The following is a 16,211-nucleotide window of genomic DNA, read 5'->3' as shown; positions in this document are numbered from 1 at the left end:
TGCAAGAGAGCGGGGCTTTTTCATGTCGCTTTACATCAGAACTTGTACGTCACACCCAGGCCAAAACCGTTGGCGCTGTTTTCGTACTTGGCGTTGTAGGACTGGCCCAGTGCGTTAGAGCGTGCAACTTTGACCGGTTCTTCCTTGAGGTAGGAGTAAGCCAGGTCGATGGTCATGTTCGGCATTACGTCGTAGCCCAGGCCGAGGCTGAAGATCGTCCGGTCACCGGTAGGGATGCGCGGCGAGCGATCAGTGTTGTTGGTCGGCGACTGGTCGAACGTCAGGCCGGTACGCAGTACCACCTGCTTGGTCACACGGTACGAAGTACCCAGGGCGTAGGCCCAGGTATCGTGCCAGTTCTGCTCTTCCTTGATGCTGCCGACAATTTGCGGAGCCAAGGCACCGCTGCCCGCGGCGGCCGAGACGCCTTCGTTATTGACGGTGATGTCTTTCAGTCGGCTCCAGCGCGTCCAGGTTGCGCCCGCATAGAGTTTCCAGGCGTCGCTCAAGTCTTGAGTAACGGACAGGTCCCAGGATTCAGGCGTGTCGATCTTCAGCGAGGCGTCGTAGCGGCCGTTGTTCAAGAGACTGGCAGGAACGTTGGTCCCTTTGGTCACTTCGGTATGGCCTTCGAGCTTGTACTTCACTTTCGAGTGGTAGGTCAGGCCCACACGAGTGGTGTCAGTGGCTTGTACCAGCAGGCCGGCGTTGAAGCCGAGCGCGGTGTCGTCACCCTTGATCTTGATGTTGTTGGAGCCGGTACCCGCGATTGGCAGGTTGATGTCGGACTCAAGCGTACCGGAGATACGGTTGATAGTCGGACCAAAACCAATGGAGACCCTGTCGTTGAAGGCATAGCTGACGGTTGGCTGGAAGGTGATGACCTTCACTTCGCTCTTACTGCCGAATGCTTTGCCCTGGAAGCCATTTTCGTAATCAGTCACCAGGCCAAATGGTGCATAGACGCCGAAACCGACAGCCCATTGCTCATTGAGTTTATTGGTGTAGAAACCGAAAGGAACGGCAGTGAAAGGCACCATGTCGCCTTTGTTGCTGCCGCTGGAGCGGCCACTGACATCTTTGATATTGGTGGAGGCATCGATCGCTGCAACACCACCTGTAACTTGCTGGCCTTCGAGGCGAGCCATACCGGCAGGGTTACCATAAACGGTGCTTGCGTTATCGGCAGATGAAGAACGTCCCGCAAAACCGGTACCCATCCCGGCAACGTCCTGTTCGTTGAGGGCGAAGCCGCTCGCGAACACGTGGGAGGAGGCCATTGCAACGGCGAGGCTAAGTGTCGTCTTGAGCATTACTTTTTTCATTATTAGAACTCCGTGGTGATCACCGCTGCGGAAAGTAACAATAAATTTATGTTTGCGCTATAGGCTGAAACATAGGAGATAGAGCGGTTTTGTAGGACAATCCGACCAAAATCAACGTTTTTAGCCGAATCTTGCAAATCGCCCGGTTAACAAGCGACGTGATTCATGGGTGAAACACAGGTTTGCCAGGCCTGGGTGAAATCCCGAAGCCGGCCCTGGGGGTGAAATATTTCTTTCCAGATACGCGCCATGGCCAAAACGTCGTCGGGTGGCGGCAGGGCAGGGCGGTGTTGTTCCACCAGCAGCCAGGCGATGGCGGTGGCGTAACGCAGGTTGACCGTCAGCTCCAGCTGCGGCCCGCTGAGGAACGCGTGCTGGCTGGCGAGGCCACGAACCAGGCTGGCGCGCTCGGGGTCGAGCGCCAGGTAGTCGTCCCACAAGGCGCGGTGGCGCGGTTCGGTAATGCTGTAGAGGCCATGGCCGCGGCGGTCGTGCAGGGCTGAACCGAGTGCCGACTGGCTGGCAGCGATGCCCAGCAGCAGGGATTCGGCAGTCGGGTTATGGCGACCCAGATACAGCAGGGTGGGCCGGATCACATAACGACACAATTCGCTGGCGGCGATGCCCATAAAAGCCTCAATCCATGAAATTGGTCGGCGATACCTGAGAGGGGGGCTTGGCAGCAGTGAATCGGATCTCAGGCTCGCCGGAAGCGGATCATGCCGCTTGAGTTGAAGTGTAGTGTCATATTTACGACGTAAAGGACTGTTTTTAAAATATTTTCATCATTTAGTTATATCGTTTATATCAATTTAAACTTAGCGCGCCTGAATTTCAGGCAATAAAAAACCCCGGGTTTTAACCGGGGTTTTTGTGTTTCAGCGATCCGGGTCGATCAGGCAACCAGTGCCTGGCGAGTACGATCGATCACGGCCTGCAGCGGTTCTGCGCTGGAGTATTGATCGGGGTACAGGCGTTCGCTGTGACGAGCGATGCCGTGTTCGTTGACCAGGGTAAAGCTGAAGCAGCCTTTGCGAGCGGCCATGATCAGGCAGTTCATTGGTGCAAAAGCGTTGGTGAGGGTGCGAATGGCATCCTGAGTGTGGATTTGAGTGGACATATTATTGGTGTTCCTACAAATGACACGGTTAAGAACCGTGCAACGTTAAAACGTTCCAGTGACGCTGATCACCATTGATCAAGCGAAGAACCCGACTGGAACAAAGCAGCCAGTTTGAAGCGCTATTAAATTGGCGCGCTTGGGCTGGCAGGTAGGTACTTAGGAGGGCAGGCAACACAACAGGGGCAAAGGTTCTGGGCCCCGGGTGAAGATCCTGATCAATTTGCAGGCTGGTTCGGTCAGAGTATGGGTACTTCGCGACACCCTTTGCATTGTTCAAAGGCAGTGTCGTCGCAAGTGATACCTGGAAACCATCGAGGTGGTCGATCCCTTTTTGTCGGCGGTGCCGTGAGGGAGTTGTTCGACCAGAATTGACTTTCAGCTTGGTACTAACGCCGCGGATAGTAACGGATTGAAACGTGGAAAGAAAGTGTGGTAGGCAAAAAACTTTTCTGGCCTCGGTGCGCCGGTAACATTTCTGAGCATCCGATCTGACAAAAAACTCGGTGGATATAACCGCAAGGTGGGTAGTTGTGCACATTGGTTGCGCCCTGTGTAACCGCACTGACATAAGCCCTGTAGTGCCCCCGGGTGCCTGCAACTAAAATTTAAGTCAATGAAAAATCGAGCTTTTTTTTATTGGTGAAAAAATCGTCAGTTTGACTGCGGACCCCGTTCCATGGGCCTTTGCGGGAGTTACAGAACGGTTGTCCACTGAGTTATCCACAGCTTCTGTGGATTGTCCCAAGCGCTTGCTCTAGAACGGGCGTGCAGGCTTTTTTCAGCTTTACCTGTGTGAAAAAAAGAGTAGAGTGGCGCGCCTTCCGTTCTGTCCCACAGTGCTTTATGAAGTTTCGCTCAGTATCACCTTCTGTTACCGACAGCCCTCAGGTTGTTACCGCACCCAAGCGTTTCTCCCTGAAAGTTGCCTTGTGGTTGCTCGACAGCCCGCGCCTGGGCCATAGCCCCAACGTCAAACATTTCGCCGGGCATTTGCTCAAGCAACCGGCCCGCGCTGGCGTAGTAGTTGCGCAAAGCCGTCTGGGCCAATTGATGTGCCGCGAGTGCGGCAACGCCCGGGACCGCCGCATCGGCCACGACCTGCTGCGCCAGGCCGCTCGCGCCGGCGACCGCATCGCCCAGCGTGAATTGGGCCAGATCGAAGACTGAGCTGTCCTCGATGCGCAGGCTTGGTTAACCTTCTTCTTTTCGGGTAACGGCAGGAATCGCTATGGCTTTTGACTGGACCAGTGTTGTGCTGGGTCTCGCCGGTGCTGGATTGCCGCTATTGGGCCTGTGCTGGCAGATCCAGCGGAAACTGTCTGCCCGAATGGCCGGCTGGGAATTGCTCGAAGAGCGCCTGGCCACCGCACAACTGGCCCAGGAAGGGCTTGCCGCGCAACTGGACGCCAGCCGTGACGAAATCAGCGACCTGAGCCAGGCCAACGCCGCCAAACAGGCCGACCTGGCGGCCGTGCGCCGCGAAGTCGAACTGCTGCAGATCGACCGCGACAACGCCCGCGATGCCGCCCACGCCTGGAACCTCGACCGTTCCGCCAAAGAAACCGAACTGCGCCGCCTGGACGCCCTGTCCGCGTCCCTGCGCGCAGAACTGCGCGAGCAGCAGGAAAGCCACCAGCAACGCCTCAACGACCTGCAAGGCTCCCGCGATGAACTGCGCGCGCAGTTCGCCGAGCTCGCCGGGAAGATCTTCGACGAGCGCGAGCAGCGCTTCGCCGAGACCAGCCAGCAACGCCTCGGCCAATTGCTCGACCCGCTCAAGGAACGCATCCAGTCGTTCGAAAAGCGCGTTGAAGAAAGCTACCAGAGCGAAGCCCGCGAGCGGTTCTCCCTGGCCAAGGAGCTGGAGCGCCTGCAGCAGCTGAACCTGCGCCTGTCCGATGAAGCCACCAACCTGACGCGGGCCCTCAAGGGCCAGAAAACCCAGGGCAACTGGGGCGAATTGATTCTGGAACGGGTGTTGGAACACGCCGGTCTGGAAAAGGGCCGCGAGTACCAGACCCAGGTCAGCCTCAAGGGCCCGGACGGCGAGCGCTTCCAGCCCGACGTGTTGATCATGCTGCCGGGTGACAAGCAGGTGGTGGTGGACTCCAAAGTGAGCCTGACCGCCTATCAGCAGTACGTCGCCGAGGACGATCAAGCGATCGGCCAGGTCGCCCTGAAGCAGCACGTGCTGTCGTTGCGTAACCACGTCAAAGGCCTGGCCGGCAAGGACTACAAGCGCCTGGAAGGTCTGCACAGTCTGGATTTCGTGCTGCTGTTCGTGCCCATCGAAGCCGCGTTTTCGGCGGCGCTTCAAGCGGAGCCTAACCTGTTCCAGGAAGCGTTCGACCGCAATATCGTGATCGTCAGCCCCACCACGCTGCTGGCCACCTTGCGGGTTATCGACAGCCTGTGGAAACAGGAGCGGCAAAGCCAGAACGCCCGGGAAATCGCCGAGCGCGCCGGTTGGCTGTATGACAAGTTCGTGCTGTTTATCCAGGACCTGGACGAGGTGGGCAACCGCCTGCAGCAGTTGGACAAAGCCTACAGCGCGGCGCGCAACAAGCTGACAGATGGACGCGGAAACCTGGTCAGCCGTACCGAGCAATTGAAGCTGCTTGGTGCCCGCGCCAGCAAAAGCCTGCCGGCTGACCTGCTGGAGCGGGCGATGACCGATGAAGACGGCGTGGCGCAGTTGCCGGAATAGTCACCGGCCTTTGTGGGAGCTGGCTTGCCTGCGAGGGTAGCAACTCGGTTTCACTGCAGAGACCGAGCCGCCTGCATCGCAGGCAAGCCAGCTCCCACAGGGTCAGAGCGGCAGATGCCGGCTCAACAACGCCCGCAGCGCCGCCGGCTTCACCGGCTTGGCCAGGTAATCCAGCCCCGCCGCATGCACCTGGGCCACCATCTCTGGCCGTCCATCGGCACTGATCACCACACCTGGGATCGGCTCTGCCAATTGCGCCCGTAGCCAGCCCATCAGCTCGGTGCCGGTTTCGCCGTTGTCGAGGTGGTAATCCACCAGGGCCAGTTGCGGCCGTACGCCCTCCGCCAGCAGCGCGGCACATTGCGCCTGGTCGCGGGCAGTCCAGACTTCACAGCCCCAGCGCGTTAGCAAGCTGCGCATGCCGATCAGGATGCTTTCTTCGTTGTCCACACACAGCACCTGGGCGCCGCTCAGCGGTTGGCCGCTTTCGAGCGCCGGCTTGGCGGGTGCACTGACCTGGGTACGCGCCAACGGCACGCGGACGCTGAAGACACTGCCCTTGCCGGGCCATGAGCGCACGCTCAAGCGATGCCCGAGCACGCGGCACAAGCCGTCGGCAATCGCCAGGCCCAGGCCCAGTCCCTTCTCCGCGCGGGTCTGATGGCTGTCCAGGCGTTTGAATTCTTCGAAGATGACTTTCTGCTTGTCCTGGGGAATGCCGGGACCACGGTCCCACACCTCCAGGCACAACTCACCGCGACGGCGCCTGACACCCAGCAGCACCGGCCCGTCGGCATAGCGGAACGCGTTGGTGAGGAAGTTCTGCAACACCCGCCGCAGCAACTTGATGTCACTGTCCACCCGCAAGCGACTGCCCCGCAGCCGGAAGCGCAAACCCTGCTCCTGGGCCAGCGCCTTGAACTCGGCGCCCAACGTATCAAACAGTTCGTTGAGCACGAAGGGCTGGCGCTGCGGATTGATCTTGCCGTTTTCCAGGCGCGAGATATCCAGCAGGTCGCTGATCAGGTCTTCCGCCGAACGCAGCGAACTGTCGAGGTGCTGCACCAACTGCCGGGCATCGGCCGACATGCCGTCGTTCTGGTGGGAGAGGGCGGCGGAGAACAGCCTGGCGGCGTTCAACGGCTGCATCAAGTCGTGACTGACCGCCGCGAGGAACCGGGTTTTTGACTGGCTGGCGGTCTCGGCGACACCCTTGGCGTCGGTCAGCGCGACGTTCAGTTGGGACAGTTCATGGGTACGCTCGGTCACCCGCTGCTCCAGCCCTTCATTGGCCTCGGTGAGTGCCTGCTCGGCTTCGCGGAACGCGGTGATGTCGGTGAAACTCATGACAAACCCGCCGCCCGGCATCGGGTTGCCGATCAGTTCGATCACCCGGCCATTGGGAAACAGCCGCTCGGACGTGTGCGCGCGACCCTGGCGCATCCAGTGCAGGCGGCGCGCCACGTGCACTTCGGCCTCGCCCGGGCCGCACAGCCCGCGCTCGGCGTTGTAGCGAATAATGTCGGCAATCGGCCGGCCCACGCTGATCAGACCGTCGGGGTAATTGAACAGCTCCAGATAGCGCCGGTTCCACGCCACCAGCCGCAGGGACTGGTCCACCACGCTGATGCCCTGGGTGATGTTTTCGATGGCGCCTTGCAACAGCGCCCGGTTGAACTGCAGCACTTCCGACGCTTCGTCGGCGATGCGTACCACGTCCTCCAGCTGCATTTCCCGGCCTTCAATGGCGGCTTTCACCACCGCCCGGGTCGATGAGGCCCCCAGCACACCGGCCAGCAGGCGTTCGGTGTGGGCGATCCAGTCGTTGTCGGCGTTCTGGTTGGGGTTAAAGCCTTTGCCCTGGCGGTAGGCGAAACGCACGAAACTCTGGTGAGCCCGTTCTTCACCGACAAACCGCGCCGCGAGGCTGAGCAAATCGTTGATCTGCACCGAGAGCATCGAGCGGGCGCTGGCCCGTTGGCTGGTTTCCTGGCCAATAAAACGCCCGGCCTGCCAATGCTCCGACACCCGCGTGCGCGAGAGCATGGAGACCCACACGAACAACGTGAAGTTACCCGCCAGGGAAAATACGGTGCCCAGCGTCAGAGAAGTCACCGATAGACCCAACGGGTGCGAATGCAACCACGTCATGCCGGGGAAAAGGCTGAACGACCAGCCGAGACTTTTCGCGGTGACCGGTAGGACCAAGGTGTAGAACCACAGGAACGTACCCGCCGCCAACCCGGCAAATACCCCGCGTCGGTTGGCCTGTTTCCAATACAACGCACCCAGCATCGCCGGTGCCAGTTGGGTCACGGCGGCGAAGGCAATCTGCCCGATCGTTGCAAGGCTGGCAGAGGACCCCAGCAGCCGGTAACTGACGTAAGCCAGCAGCAGGATGATCACAATGCTCACCCGACGCACCGACAACATCCAGTGACGAAATACCTCAAATGGCCGTTCGGCGCTGGAGCGGCGCAGCAGCCAGGGCAACAGCATGTCGTTGGAAACCATGGTCGACAACGCGATGCTTGCGACGATCACCATGCCCGTGGCCGCCGAGGCACCGCCGATAAATGCCAGCACGGCGAGGGCCGGATGGGCTTCGGCCAGCGGCAGGCTGATCACGTAGGAATCCGGCAATACCGAACCCGGAAGCATCATCTTCCCGCCGAGGGCAATCGGGATCACAAACAGCGCGGCGAGGATCAGGTACGCCGGGAACACCCACTTGGCCAGGCGCAGGTCCTGAGGGTCAATGTTTTCGACCACGGTGACGTGAAACTGCCGGGGCAGGCAGATGATCGCCATCATGGCTACGCCGGTTTGCACCACCATCGAAGGCCAGTTGACGGTTTCTTTCCAGTACTCCTCCAGCCGTGGCGCGAGCATCGCCTGGCTGAACAAGTCTTCGAAACCGTCGTACAGGCCGTAGGTCACAAACGCACCCACGGCGAGAAACGCGAACAGCTTGACCAGGGATTCAAAGGCAATCGCCAGCACCATGCCCCGGTGGTGTTCCGTGGCGTCCAGGTTGCGGGTACCGAACACAATGGTGAACAACGCCAATACCAACGACACGATCAGCGCCGTGTCCTGGGAGCGGGTGCCGGTGGTATCGGTGCTGGCACCGATCAGCAGGTTCACCCCCAGCACGATGCCTTTAAGCTGCAAGGCTATATAAGGCAGGACGCCCACCAGGCAGATCAGCGCCACCACCACCGCGAGGGATTGGGATTTGCCATAGCGGGCGGCAATAAAGTCGGCGATGGAGGTGATGTTTTCCTGCTTGCTGATCAGCACCATCTTCTGCAGGACCCACGGCGCGAGCACCAGCAGCAGCACCGGTCCGAGGTAGATCGGTAAGAACGCCCACAACTGTTCGGCCGCCTGGCCTACGGCACCAAAGAAGGTCCAGCTGGTGCAATACACCGCCAGCGACAGGCTATACACCCAGGCACGCACGCGCGGTGGCAACGGCCCATGGCGACGGTCACCGTAGAAGGCGATGGCAAACATAATGGCCATATAGGCCAGGGCAACGGCGGCGATCAGCCCGCTGGACAGCGTCATGAGAACTCCAGACATAAGAACGCCCGGGCATTCCCGGCCCGGGCGAACAGTCTCGCATGATGCTTGGCGTTAGTCAGTGTCGACCAAGGTCGGAGCGTGGTGTGATGTCGCAGCTTTGCCTTACGCGCTGAAACCGCCGTCGATGGTCAGGCTGGCGCCGGTGATATAGCCGGCTTCAGGGCCCACCAGGTAAGCGACGAAACTGGCGACCTCTTCCACATGGCCATAACGGCCGACGGCCATTAAGCCGATCAGGCTCTCGGCGAAGTCACCACTGGCCGGGTTCATGTCGGTATCCACCGGGCCTGGCTGCACGTTATTAATGGTGATGCCACGTGGCCCAAGGTCCCGTGCAAGGCCTTTGGTCAGGCCTACCAGCGCGGATTTGCTCATGGCGTACGGGCCGCCACCGGCAAATGGCATGCGTTCGGCGTTGGTGCTGCCGATGTTGATGATGCGGCCACCTTCGCCCATGTGGCGCGCAGCTTCCTGGGTGGCCACAAACACGCTGCGCACGTTGATCGCCAGGGTGCGGTCGAAGTCTTCCAGTTTGAAATCTTCCAGCGGGCCGACGGCCAGCACGCCTGCGTTGTTGACCAGGATATCCAGGCGCCCGAATGCCTTGACGGTGGCGTTGACGGCGCTGCGGATGGCGTCTGCGTCGGCGCTGTCGGCATGGATCGCCAGGGCTTTGCCGCCTTCGCTGATCACGCTGTTCTGCAATTCCTCGGCCTTGGCGGCCGAGCTGACGTAGGTAAAGGCGACGGCTGCGCCCTGGGCGGCCAGGCGCTTGACGATGGCGGCGCCGATACCGCGGGAACCGCCCTGGATCAAGGCGACTTTGCCGCTGAGGTTTTGTGTGGTCATGTCATTCTCCAAAAGGTGTGTTGAGGTTGGAGCCGAGTATCGACCTCACCCGGCGCGCCCGGTAGACCGTGATTGCTATAGTCTGTGTAAACCAAAAGTTTAGAGTGGGGCGATATGGAAAGCTTTGGCAGTATCGAATGCTTCGTGCGCAGCGCCGAAGGCGGCAGCTTTGCCGAGGCAGCCCGGCACCTGAGCCTGACCCCGGCGGCCGTGGGCAAAAGTGTGGCCAAGCTGGAGGCACGCCTCGGTGTACGGCTGTTCCAGCGTAGCACCCGGCGCCTGACCCTGACGGAAGCCGGCAAACTGTTCCTGGAGGAAGTCAGTGGCAGCCTCACCACCATTCAAAACGCCGTGGCCAACCTGGCCAGTGCCGAAGGCCGGCCGGTGGGCACGCTGAAAGTGAGCATGGGCACGGTGTTCGGCAACCGTTATGTGGTGCCGTTGCTGGGGGAGTTTCTAAGGCGTTTTCCTGACATCAACCCCGACTGGCATTTCGATAACCGCCAGGTGGACCTGATCGGACAAGGCTTCGATGCGGCGATCGGCGGTGGTTTTGAACTGCCCCAAGGCGTGGTCGCGCGCAAGCTGGCACCGGCGCACCGGATCCTGCTGGCTTCGCCGGCATACCTCGCCACACGCAAGCCGGTGATCGCCCCCGAGGACTTGTCGCTCTGCAACGGCATCCTGATCCGCTCACCGCAAACCGGGCGCGTACGTTCCTGGCAACTCACCCACCGTACGCGCGAACAACGCCCGTTGGTGCTCAAGCCGCGCATGACCATGAGTGACTCCGGCGCCGCCTGCTGCGCCAGCGCCCAGGGCCTGGGGATTGCGCTGGTCAGCATGCCGATGGCGGTACCGTATCTGGACAGCGGCCAACTGGTACGGGTACTGCCCGACTGGTACGTCGACGACGGCAACATCTCGCTGTACTACGCCGAACACAAACTGCTGCCCGGCAAGACCCGGGCGTTTGTGGATTTCATCCTCGAGCAGTTTGTCGAGCGCGAGCTGGGGCAGCGGTTCAGTGCGATCTAGGAACGCCCCGGCCAGCCGATCACTTTCTTCGGCCTCGGCGTCGCATACGTGCGGATCTTCGAGGTCGACAGGCCCAACCGCACCAATCCTTCGGCAATCGTCACTGCCGCCGTCACGCCGTCAACCACCGGAACCTTGGTGCGGTAGCGAATCTGTTCATCCAGCCCGGCCATGCCCCCGCAGCCCAGGCAGATCACTTCGGCCTTGTCTTCGCTGATCGCCAATTCAGCCTGGCGCACGATGGCTTCCATGGCGCGCAACGGGTCTTCTTCCAGTTCCAGCACGGCCATGCCGCTGGCCCGCACCGACGCGCAACGCTGATACAAACCCGCCAGCTTCAGCCGGTCCTCGATCAGCGGCACGGTGCGGTCCAGGGTGGTCACCACCGAATAGGCGTGGCCGAGGAACATGGCGGTGCTGGCGGCCGCTTCGGTGATGTCCACCACCGGCACATTGAGCAACTCCTGCAACCCTTCGCGGCCATGCTCGCCGTACCCGGCCTGGATCACCGCGTCGAACGGCTGGTCGTAGGCCATCACCCGGTCCATCACGGCAATGGCCGCCAGGTAGCTTTCAAAGTTGCCCTCCACCGATTCCGCACCAAAAAACGGCGTCAGCCCGACGATCTCGGTGCCCGGGGACGCCACCGTCCGCGCCTGTTTGGCGATGGCCTCAGTGATGGATTCGGTGGTGTTGACGTTGACCACAAGGATGCGCATGGAATGTCCTTACTTAATGACTGACGTTATCGACTGCAATGCTTTCGCCGCTCACATCGGCGTAATACGGCTGGCGTTTGGCAAACAGCAGGTACAGCAGCCCTGCAATACCGGCGCCAATCAGCCAGGAGAAGGGCGACACGTGGGCAAAACCGGGCAGCAGCGCGAGGAGAATGGCGATCACCGCCGCAGGAATAAACGCAGCCACCGCGCGCAGATTGACGCCGCGGCTGTAGTAATAAGCGCCATTCGGGTCTTCGCTATACAGCTGCGGCACATCCACCTGGCTTTTGCGGATCAGCCAGTAGTCGACCATGATCACGCCGTACAACGGCCCCAACAGCGCGCCCAGGCCCGAGAGGAAATACACGATCACCAACGGGCTGTTGTAGAGGTTCCACGGCAGGATCAGCACCGCCACGGTGGCGCTGATCAGCCCGGCGCGGCGGAAGTTCAGGTACTTGGGCGCCAGGTTGCTCAGCACAAAGGCCGGTGCGACGAAGTTGGCCATGATGTTCACCGCCACGGTCACGATCAGGAACGCCAGGCAACCCAGCACCAGGAAGAAGGTGTTTGGAATCGCCGCGATGATTTCCGTGGGGCTCTCGATCACCCGGCCATTGAGGTGGAACTGCCCGCCACACAGCAGCACGGTGATGGCGGCGAACACCAGGATATTCACCGGCAGGCCCCAGAAGTTGCCGACCTTGATGGTCTTGCGGCAGGGCGAAGAGCGGGCGAAGTCGCAGAAATTCAGGATCAGCGTGCCGTAGATCGCCAGCCACAGCGCGCCACCGGCAAAGATATTGCGCCACATTTCGCCACCGCTCAGCGGCTCGCGGATCGACCAGGCGATCTGGCCGCCCGCCTGGAAGTACATCCAGCCGGCCAGGGATGCCACGGTCAGCAAAATCACCGGCCCGGCGAACGCTTCATAGCGACGTACCATCTCCATGCCATAGGCGAGGATGGCCAGTTGCACAAGCCAGATCGCCACGAAACACGCCCAGCCGAGGCTCGACAAGCCGAGGATCGAGTTGTGGTCGTAGTCGGCAAAACCTGGATGAACTGCCGTCAACAGCACGCGGAAAACCACCGAGGCGAGGTAGGTCTGAATCCCGAACCAGGCGATCGCGATCACCGCGCGAATCAGCGCCGGAATCTGCGCGCCATGGATGCCGAAACTGATGCGGCTGATCACCGGAAACGGCACGCCGGTCTTCTGCCCCATATAGCCGGACAGGTTCATGAAGAAGTACACCAGCGCCGCGCCGATTCCCAGGGACAGCAGAATCTGCCAGCCGCCCAGGCCCAGCGCATACAGGCCAATGGCGAAGGAATAGTTGGCGATGTTGTGCACATCGTTGGTCCACAGGGCAAAGATGCTGTAGCGGCCCCAGCGCCGGCCTTCGGCCTTGGTAGGCGCAAGGTCCTTGTTGTGCAGGCGCGGGCTGAGTACCAGCGGGCCGGGGCTCGCGGCCTCGGGGTTCAGGGTGGAGGAGGGCAGATCCAGTGCGATGTTATTGGAGAGACTTGTACGCATTCCGGCAGGCTCCTGGACATCAGCAGGCGGTTGGCTGATGTCAAAGTGTATGTATCTTTTTTATTAATTGTATACAAAATGTATTTTGCCTTAAGCCACATGCGTGCCAGATTTTCGCCTGGGAAAATGTCGAAGGATTTGGTTTTTAGAGTGATTGGAAATAAACAGCTGAATTTAAAGCGATATAAATTGACCGATTGAACAGCTATTTATTTTGTAGCGCGGGGACGGGACGGGATTTAAGCGGAGGTGCTACGCAGGAGGGTGTAACTTTTCGGTGCAGGATTTTATAAGTGCACACAAAAATGGCACCGATGGTGACATTTCTGTGTACAGGATTCTCGGTCTGGCGTTACGCCTTGCTGATGATGTTTCCCGCGTGCAACCCGCATTCCTTCTGGGTTGCTTCTTCCCACCACCAACGGCCTTCGCGTTCGTGCTGGTTCGGCAGTACCGGGCGGGTGCAGGGCTCACAGCCGATGCTGATAAAACCGCGCTCGTGCAGGCTGTTGTACGGCAACTCCAGCATGCGGATGTAACCCCAGATCTCTTCGCTGGTCATCTGCGCCAGCGGGTTGAACTTGTACAGGGTGCGTTCCGGTGTGGAGAAGGCGCTGTCGATTTCCAGCGCGGCCACCTGGCTGCGGGTGCCTGGGCTCTGGTCGCGGCGCTGGCCGGTGGCCCAGGCGCTCACGCCGGACAGCTTGCGGCGCAGCGGTTCGATCTTGCGCACGCCGCAGCACTCGCCATGGCCGTCCTTGTAGAAGCTGAACAGGCCCTTTTCCTTGACGAAGGGTTCCAGCTTGCTCTGGTCGGGCGAGATCAGCTCGATGTCGATCTTGTAGAACTCACGCACCTGCTCGATGAACCGGTAGGTCTCCGGGTGCAGGCGGCCGGTGTCGAGGCTGAACACCTTGACGTTCTTGTTCAGCTTCCAGGCCATGTCTACCAGCACCACGTCCTCGGCACCGCTGAAAGAGATCCACAGGTCGTCGCCAAACTGGCTGAACGCCAGCTTGAGAATGTCCTGGGCGGATTTGTTGGCGTAAGTCGCGGCGAGTTCAGCGACGTCGAAGGCTTGGTTCATCAGGACGGTTCCTACAGGTCAATGGCGCTGAGCGCTCTATAGGGGGGCGATGGTAACAAAATCCCGCCTGCGTTGCGGCGGCCAGCGTGAATCGCTAGAGTTCGGCAGTCCTTTTGCTCGCTCAACTCAATAACTTTAAATGGGAGTGTCTTGTGGAAATTGCCTGTCTTGACCTGGAAGGGGTGCTGGTCCCGGAAATCTGGATCGCCTTCGCCGAAAAAACCGGTATTGAATCCTTGCGGGCCACGACCCGGGACATTCCCGACTACGACGTGCTGATGAAACAGCGCCTGCGCATTCTTGATGAGCACGGGCTGAAACTGTCGGACATCCAGGAAGTGATCGCCACCCTCAAGCCCCTGGACGGCGCCATTGAATTCGTCAACTGGCTGCGCGAGCGCTTCCAGGTGGTGATCCTGTCGGACACGTTTTATGAGTTCTCCCAACCGTTGATGCGTCAACTGGGCTTCCCGACCTTGCTGTGCCATCGCTTGATCACTGACGAGAACGACCGGGTGGTGAGCTACCAACTGCGTCAGAAAGATCCCAAACGTCAGTCGGTACTGGCCTTCAAGACCCTGTACTACCGGGTGATTGCCGCCGGTGATTCCTACAACGACACCACCATGCTGGGTGAGGCAGACCGCGGGATTCTGTTCCACGCGCCGGAGAACGTGATCCGCGAGTTCCCGCAGTTCCCGGCGGTGCATACGTTTGAGGACTTGAAGAAAGAGTTCATCAAGGCGTCGAATCGGACGTTGAGCCTGTAAGTCATGCGGCGCAGCTGACACCCTCATCGCAGGCAAGCCAGCTCCCACATTTTGAAGTGTGAACCCATTCAAATGTGGGGGCTGGCTTGCCTGCGATGAGGCCTGTCCAGTCGCTACAGGCCTTCCAGCGTCTCCAACAACACCCGCACCTTGGTCATCGACTCCTGGTACTCCGCCTGCCATTGCGAGTCCGCGACGATCCCGCCGCCGCCCCAGCAGCACACCTGCCCATCCTTGACCAGCAAGCTGCGAATGGCGATGGAGCTGTCCATCTCACCGCGCACGTCCAGGTACACCAGTGACCCGCAGTACAAGCCACGCCGGGTCGGCTCCAGCTCGTCGATGATCTGCATCGCGCGAATCTTCGGGGCGCCGGTGATGGACCCGCCGGGGAAGCTGCCGGCGATCAGGTCGAGGGCGTCTTTATCGTCGGCCAGTTCGCCGGTCACGCTGCTCACCAGGTGGTGCACATTCGGATAGCTCTCGAGGCTGAACAACTCCGGGACCTTCACCGAGCCGGTACGGCAGGTGCGGCCCAGGTCGTTGCGCAGCAGGTCGACGATCATCAGGTTCTCGGCTCGGTCCTTGGGGCTGGCCAGCAGCTCGGCGGCGTTGGCCGCATCTTCTGCGGGCGTTGCACCGCGTGGCCGGGTGCCCTTGATCGGGCGAGTCTCTACCTGGCGCTGGCTGATTTTGACGAAGCGCTCCGGCGACAAACTCAACACCGCGCCATCATCCGGCAGGCTCTGAAACCCGGAAAACGGCGTCGGGCAGGCTTCACGCAGGGCGCAGTAAGCCACCCAAGGGTCGCCACTGCACAGTGCGCGGAAGCGTTGGGCGAAGTTGACCTGGTAGCAGTCGCCGGCCTGGATGTAGTCCTGGATGCGGGCGAGGGCCTGCTTGTAGGTTTCGGCGGTCACGTCCGGCGCCATTGGGCCTTGCAGCTTGAAGGTTGCCGGTGCGTGGATGGCCGGCTGGCTGAACAGGCTGATCAGGCGTTGCCGCTCGCTGTCCGCCAGTTTGGGGTGGAACACCAGTTGGCTGGTCTGCGCCTGGTGATCGCTGATCAGGGCCCAGGGGTACAGGCCAAAGCGCGCGTCCGGCAGGTGCAGGTCGTCCACGGCCAAGTGCGGCAAGTGTTCAAGATGACGACCGAAGTCGTAGCTCAGGTAACCGATCAGGCCACCGGCGAATGGCAGCTCATAGGGCGCAGGAATGCTGGCTTCACCCAGCAACGTCAGGTTTTCCCGTAGGCGTTGCAGGAAATCGCTGCCGCTTTCGTCGGGTTGCACCGTCAGGGTTGCCTCGGGCCAGGCGCTCAGCAGGTCATACCGGCCACGGTCGGCAGCCGGTCGGCCGCTGTCCAGCAGCACTGCGCCGGGGGCATGGCGAATCGCTGCAAAGTATTCGGCAGGGTTGGCCCGGTAGGGCAGCGGGTGTACGGAACAGCTCACTGGAT

General features: G+C 60.7%; 13 protein-coding genes. 4 read left to right on the top strand and 9 right to left on the bottom strand.

Translation table 11 applies throughout. The features are described 5' to 3' along the window. Nucleotides 1-35: 35 nt before the first annotated feature. From P3C29_RS12360 to P3C29_RS12350, 3 genes are all read right to left on the bottom strand, one after another. On the bottom strand, nucleotides 36-1,325 hold the full coding sequence (locus tag P3C29_RS12360) for an outer membrane protein transport protein (RefSeq protein ID WP_201122148.1): 1,290 nt from the start codon (nucleotides 1,323-1,325) through the stop codon (nucleotides 36-38). Between the two features lie 146 nt (nucleotides 1,326-1,471). Continuing rightward, nucleotides 1,472-1,954, bottom strand: a complete 483-nt coding sequence (locus P3C29_RS12355; RefSeq protein ID WP_010176450.1) for a hypothetical protein — start codon at nucleotides 1,952-1,954, stop codon at nucleotides 1,472-1,474. Nucleotides 1,955-2,220: 266 nt separating this feature from the next. Beyond that, nucleotides 2,221-2,445 carry a hypothetical protein gene (locus P3C29_RS12350; protein ID WP_003214941.1) on the bottom strand — a complete coding sequence of 75 codons (225 nt, stop codon included), beginning with the start codon at nucleotides 2,443-2,445 and terminating at the stop codon, nucleotides 2,221-2,223. An 846-nt stretch (nucleotides 2,446-3,291) separates the two neighbouring features. Here P3C29_RS12350 and P3C29_RS12345 point away from each other — a divergent pair. Further along, nucleotides 3,292-3,615: a hypothetical protein gene (locus P3C29_RS12345; protein WP_026078187.1), complete on the top strand. Its 324-nt coding sequence runs from the start codon at nucleotides 3,292-3,294 to the stop codon at nucleotides 3,613-3,615. Nucleotides 3,616-3,790: 175 nt separating this feature from the next. After that, nucleotides 3,791-5,155, top strand: coding sequence for a DNA recombination protein RmuC (gene rmuC / locus P3C29_RS12340; RefSeq protein ID WP_177325020.1), 1,365 nt, complete (start codon nucleotides 3,791-3,793; stop codon nucleotides 5,153-5,155). A 102-nt stretch (nucleotides 5,156-5,257) separates the two neighbouring features. Here the strand turns inward: rmuC and P3C29_RS12335 are convergent, their stop codons facing one another. Further along, nucleotides 5,258-8,728, bottom strand: a complete 3,471-nt coding sequence (locus P3C29_RS12335; RefSeq protein ID WP_275964619.1) for a PAS domain-containing hybrid sensor histidine kinase/response regulator — start codon at nucleotides 8,726-8,728, stop codon at nucleotides 5,258-5,260. A 120-nt stretch (nucleotides 8,729-8,848) separates the two neighbouring features. Then, a complete protein-coding gene (locus P3C29_RS12330) occupies nucleotides 8,849-9,595 on the bottom strand; it encodes a 3-oxoacyl-ACP reductase family protein (RefSeq protein ID WP_201122154.1) in 747 nt (248 codons plus the stop codon). 114 nt (nucleotides 9,596-9,709) lie between these two features. On the opposite strand from P3C29_RS12330, the gene P3C29_RS12325 reads away from it, so the two are divergent. After that, nucleotides 9,710-10,633 carry a LysR family transcriptional regulator gene (locus tag P3C29_RS12325; protein WP_275964618.1) on the top strand — a complete coding sequence of 308 codons (924 nt, stop codon included), beginning with the start codon at nucleotides 9,710-9,712 and terminating at the stop codon, nucleotides 10,631-10,633. Here P3C29_RS12325 and P3C29_RS12320 read toward each other — a convergent pair. The 3 genes from P3C29_RS12320 to P3C29_RS12310 all read right to left on the bottom strand — a co-directional run bounded on the left by P3C29_RS12320 (nucleotide 10,630) and on the right by P3C29_RS12310 (nucleotide 13,982). Further along, on the bottom strand, nucleotides 10,630-11,352 hold the full coding sequence (locus P3C29_RS12320) for an aspartate/glutamate racemase family protein (protein ID WP_275964617.1): 723 nt from the start codon (nucleotides 11,350-11,352) through the stop codon (nucleotides 10,630-10,632). The two genes, P3C29_RS12325 and P3C29_RS12320, sit on opposite strands and share 4 nt — an antisense overlap. Before the next feature lie 13 nt (nucleotides 11,353-11,365). Continuing rightward, complete coding sequence (locus P3C29_RS12315) at nucleotides 11,366-12,895, bottom strand: NCS1 family nucleobase:cation symporter-1 (RefSeq protein WP_201122159.1); 1,530 nt, start codon at nucleotides 12,893-12,895, stop codon at nucleotides 11,366-11,368. Nucleotides 12,896-13,247: 352 nt separating this feature from the next. Continuing rightward, a complete protein-coding gene (locus P3C29_RS12310) occupies nucleotides 13,248-13,982 on the bottom strand; it encodes a phosphoadenylyl-sulfate reductase (RefSeq protein WP_010176442.1) in 735 nt (244 codons plus the stop codon). Nucleotides 13,983-14,134: 152 nt separating this feature from the next. Here P3C29_RS12310 and thrH point away from each other — a divergent pair, with 152 nt between their 5' ends. Further along, the gene (gene thrH / locus P3C29_RS12305) at nucleotides 14,135-14,752 is read left to right on the top strand and encodes a bifunctional phosphoserine phosphatase/homoserine phosphotransferase ThrH (RefSeq protein ID WP_169387390.1); all 618 of its coding nucleotides are present in this window, start codon (nucleotides 14,135-14,137) and stop codon (nucleotides 14,750-14,752) included. A gap of 113 nt (nucleotides 14,753-14,865) precedes the next feature. Here thrH and pabB read toward each other — a convergent pair whose 3' ends face one another. Then, on the bottom strand, nucleotides 14,866-16,206 hold the full coding sequence (gene pabB / locus P3C29_RS12300; protein ID WP_275964616.1) for an aminodeoxychorismate synthase component I: 1,341 nt from the start codon (nucleotides 16,204-16,206) through the stop codon (nucleotides 14,866-14,868). Nucleotides 16,207-16,211: the final 5 nt, after the last annotated feature.

It is taken from the genome of Pseudomonas sp. 1912-s (genome assembly GCF_029269205.1).
GTDB lineage: Bacteria > Pseudomonadota > Gammaproteobacteria > Pseudomonadales > Pseudomonadaceae > Aquipseudomonas.
The sequence above is the reverse complement of the archived record's forward strand: the minus strand, read 5'-3'. Positions and strand labels throughout refer to the sequence as shown.

What these genes read in the sequence shown, in the direction of transcription:
- P3C29_RS12360 (WP_201122148.1), bottom strand. Translation starts at nt 1,325, where the DNA reads ATGAAAAAAGTAATGCTCAAGACGACACTTAGCCTCGCCGTTGCAATG.
- P3C29_RS12355 (WP_010176450.1), bottom strand. Translation starts at nt 1,954, where the DNA reads ATGGGCATCGCCGCCAGCGAATTGTGTCGTTATGTGATCCGGCCCACC.
- P3C29_RS12350 (WP_003214941.1), bottom strand. Translation starts at nt 2,445, where the DNA reads ATGTCCACTCAAATCCACACTCAGGATGCCATTCGCACCCTCACCAAC.
- P3C29_RS12345 (WP_026078187.1), top strand. Translation starts at nt 3,292, where the DNA reads ATGAAGTTTCGCTCAGTATCACCTTCTGTTACCGACAGCCCTCAGGTT.
- P3C29_RS12335 (WP_275964619.1), bottom strand. Translation starts at nt 8,728, where the DNA reads ATGACGCTGTCCAGCGGGCTGATCGCCGCCGTTGCCCTGGCCTATATG.
- P3C29_RS12330 (WP_201122154.1), bottom strand. Translation starts at nt 9,595, where the DNA reads ATGACCACACAAAACCTCAGCGGCAAAGTCGCCTTGATCCAGGGCGGT.
- P3C29_RS12325 (WP_275964618.1), top strand. Translation starts at nt 9,710, where the DNA reads ATGGAAAGCTTTGGCAGTATCGAATGCTTCGTGCGCAGCGCCGAAGGC.
- P3C29_RS12320 (WP_275964617.1), bottom strand. Translation starts at nt 11,352, where the DNA reads ATGCGCATCCTTGTGGTCAACGTCAACACCACCGAATCCATCACTGAG.
- P3C29_RS12315 (WP_201122159.1), bottom strand. Translation starts at nt 12,895, where the DNA reads ATGCGTACAAGTCTCTCCAATAACATCGCACTGGATCTGCCCTCCTCC.
- P3C29_RS12310 (WP_010176442.1), bottom strand. Translation starts at nt 13,982, where the DNA reads ATGAACCAAGCCTTCGACGTCGCTGAACTCGCCGCGACTTACGCCAAC.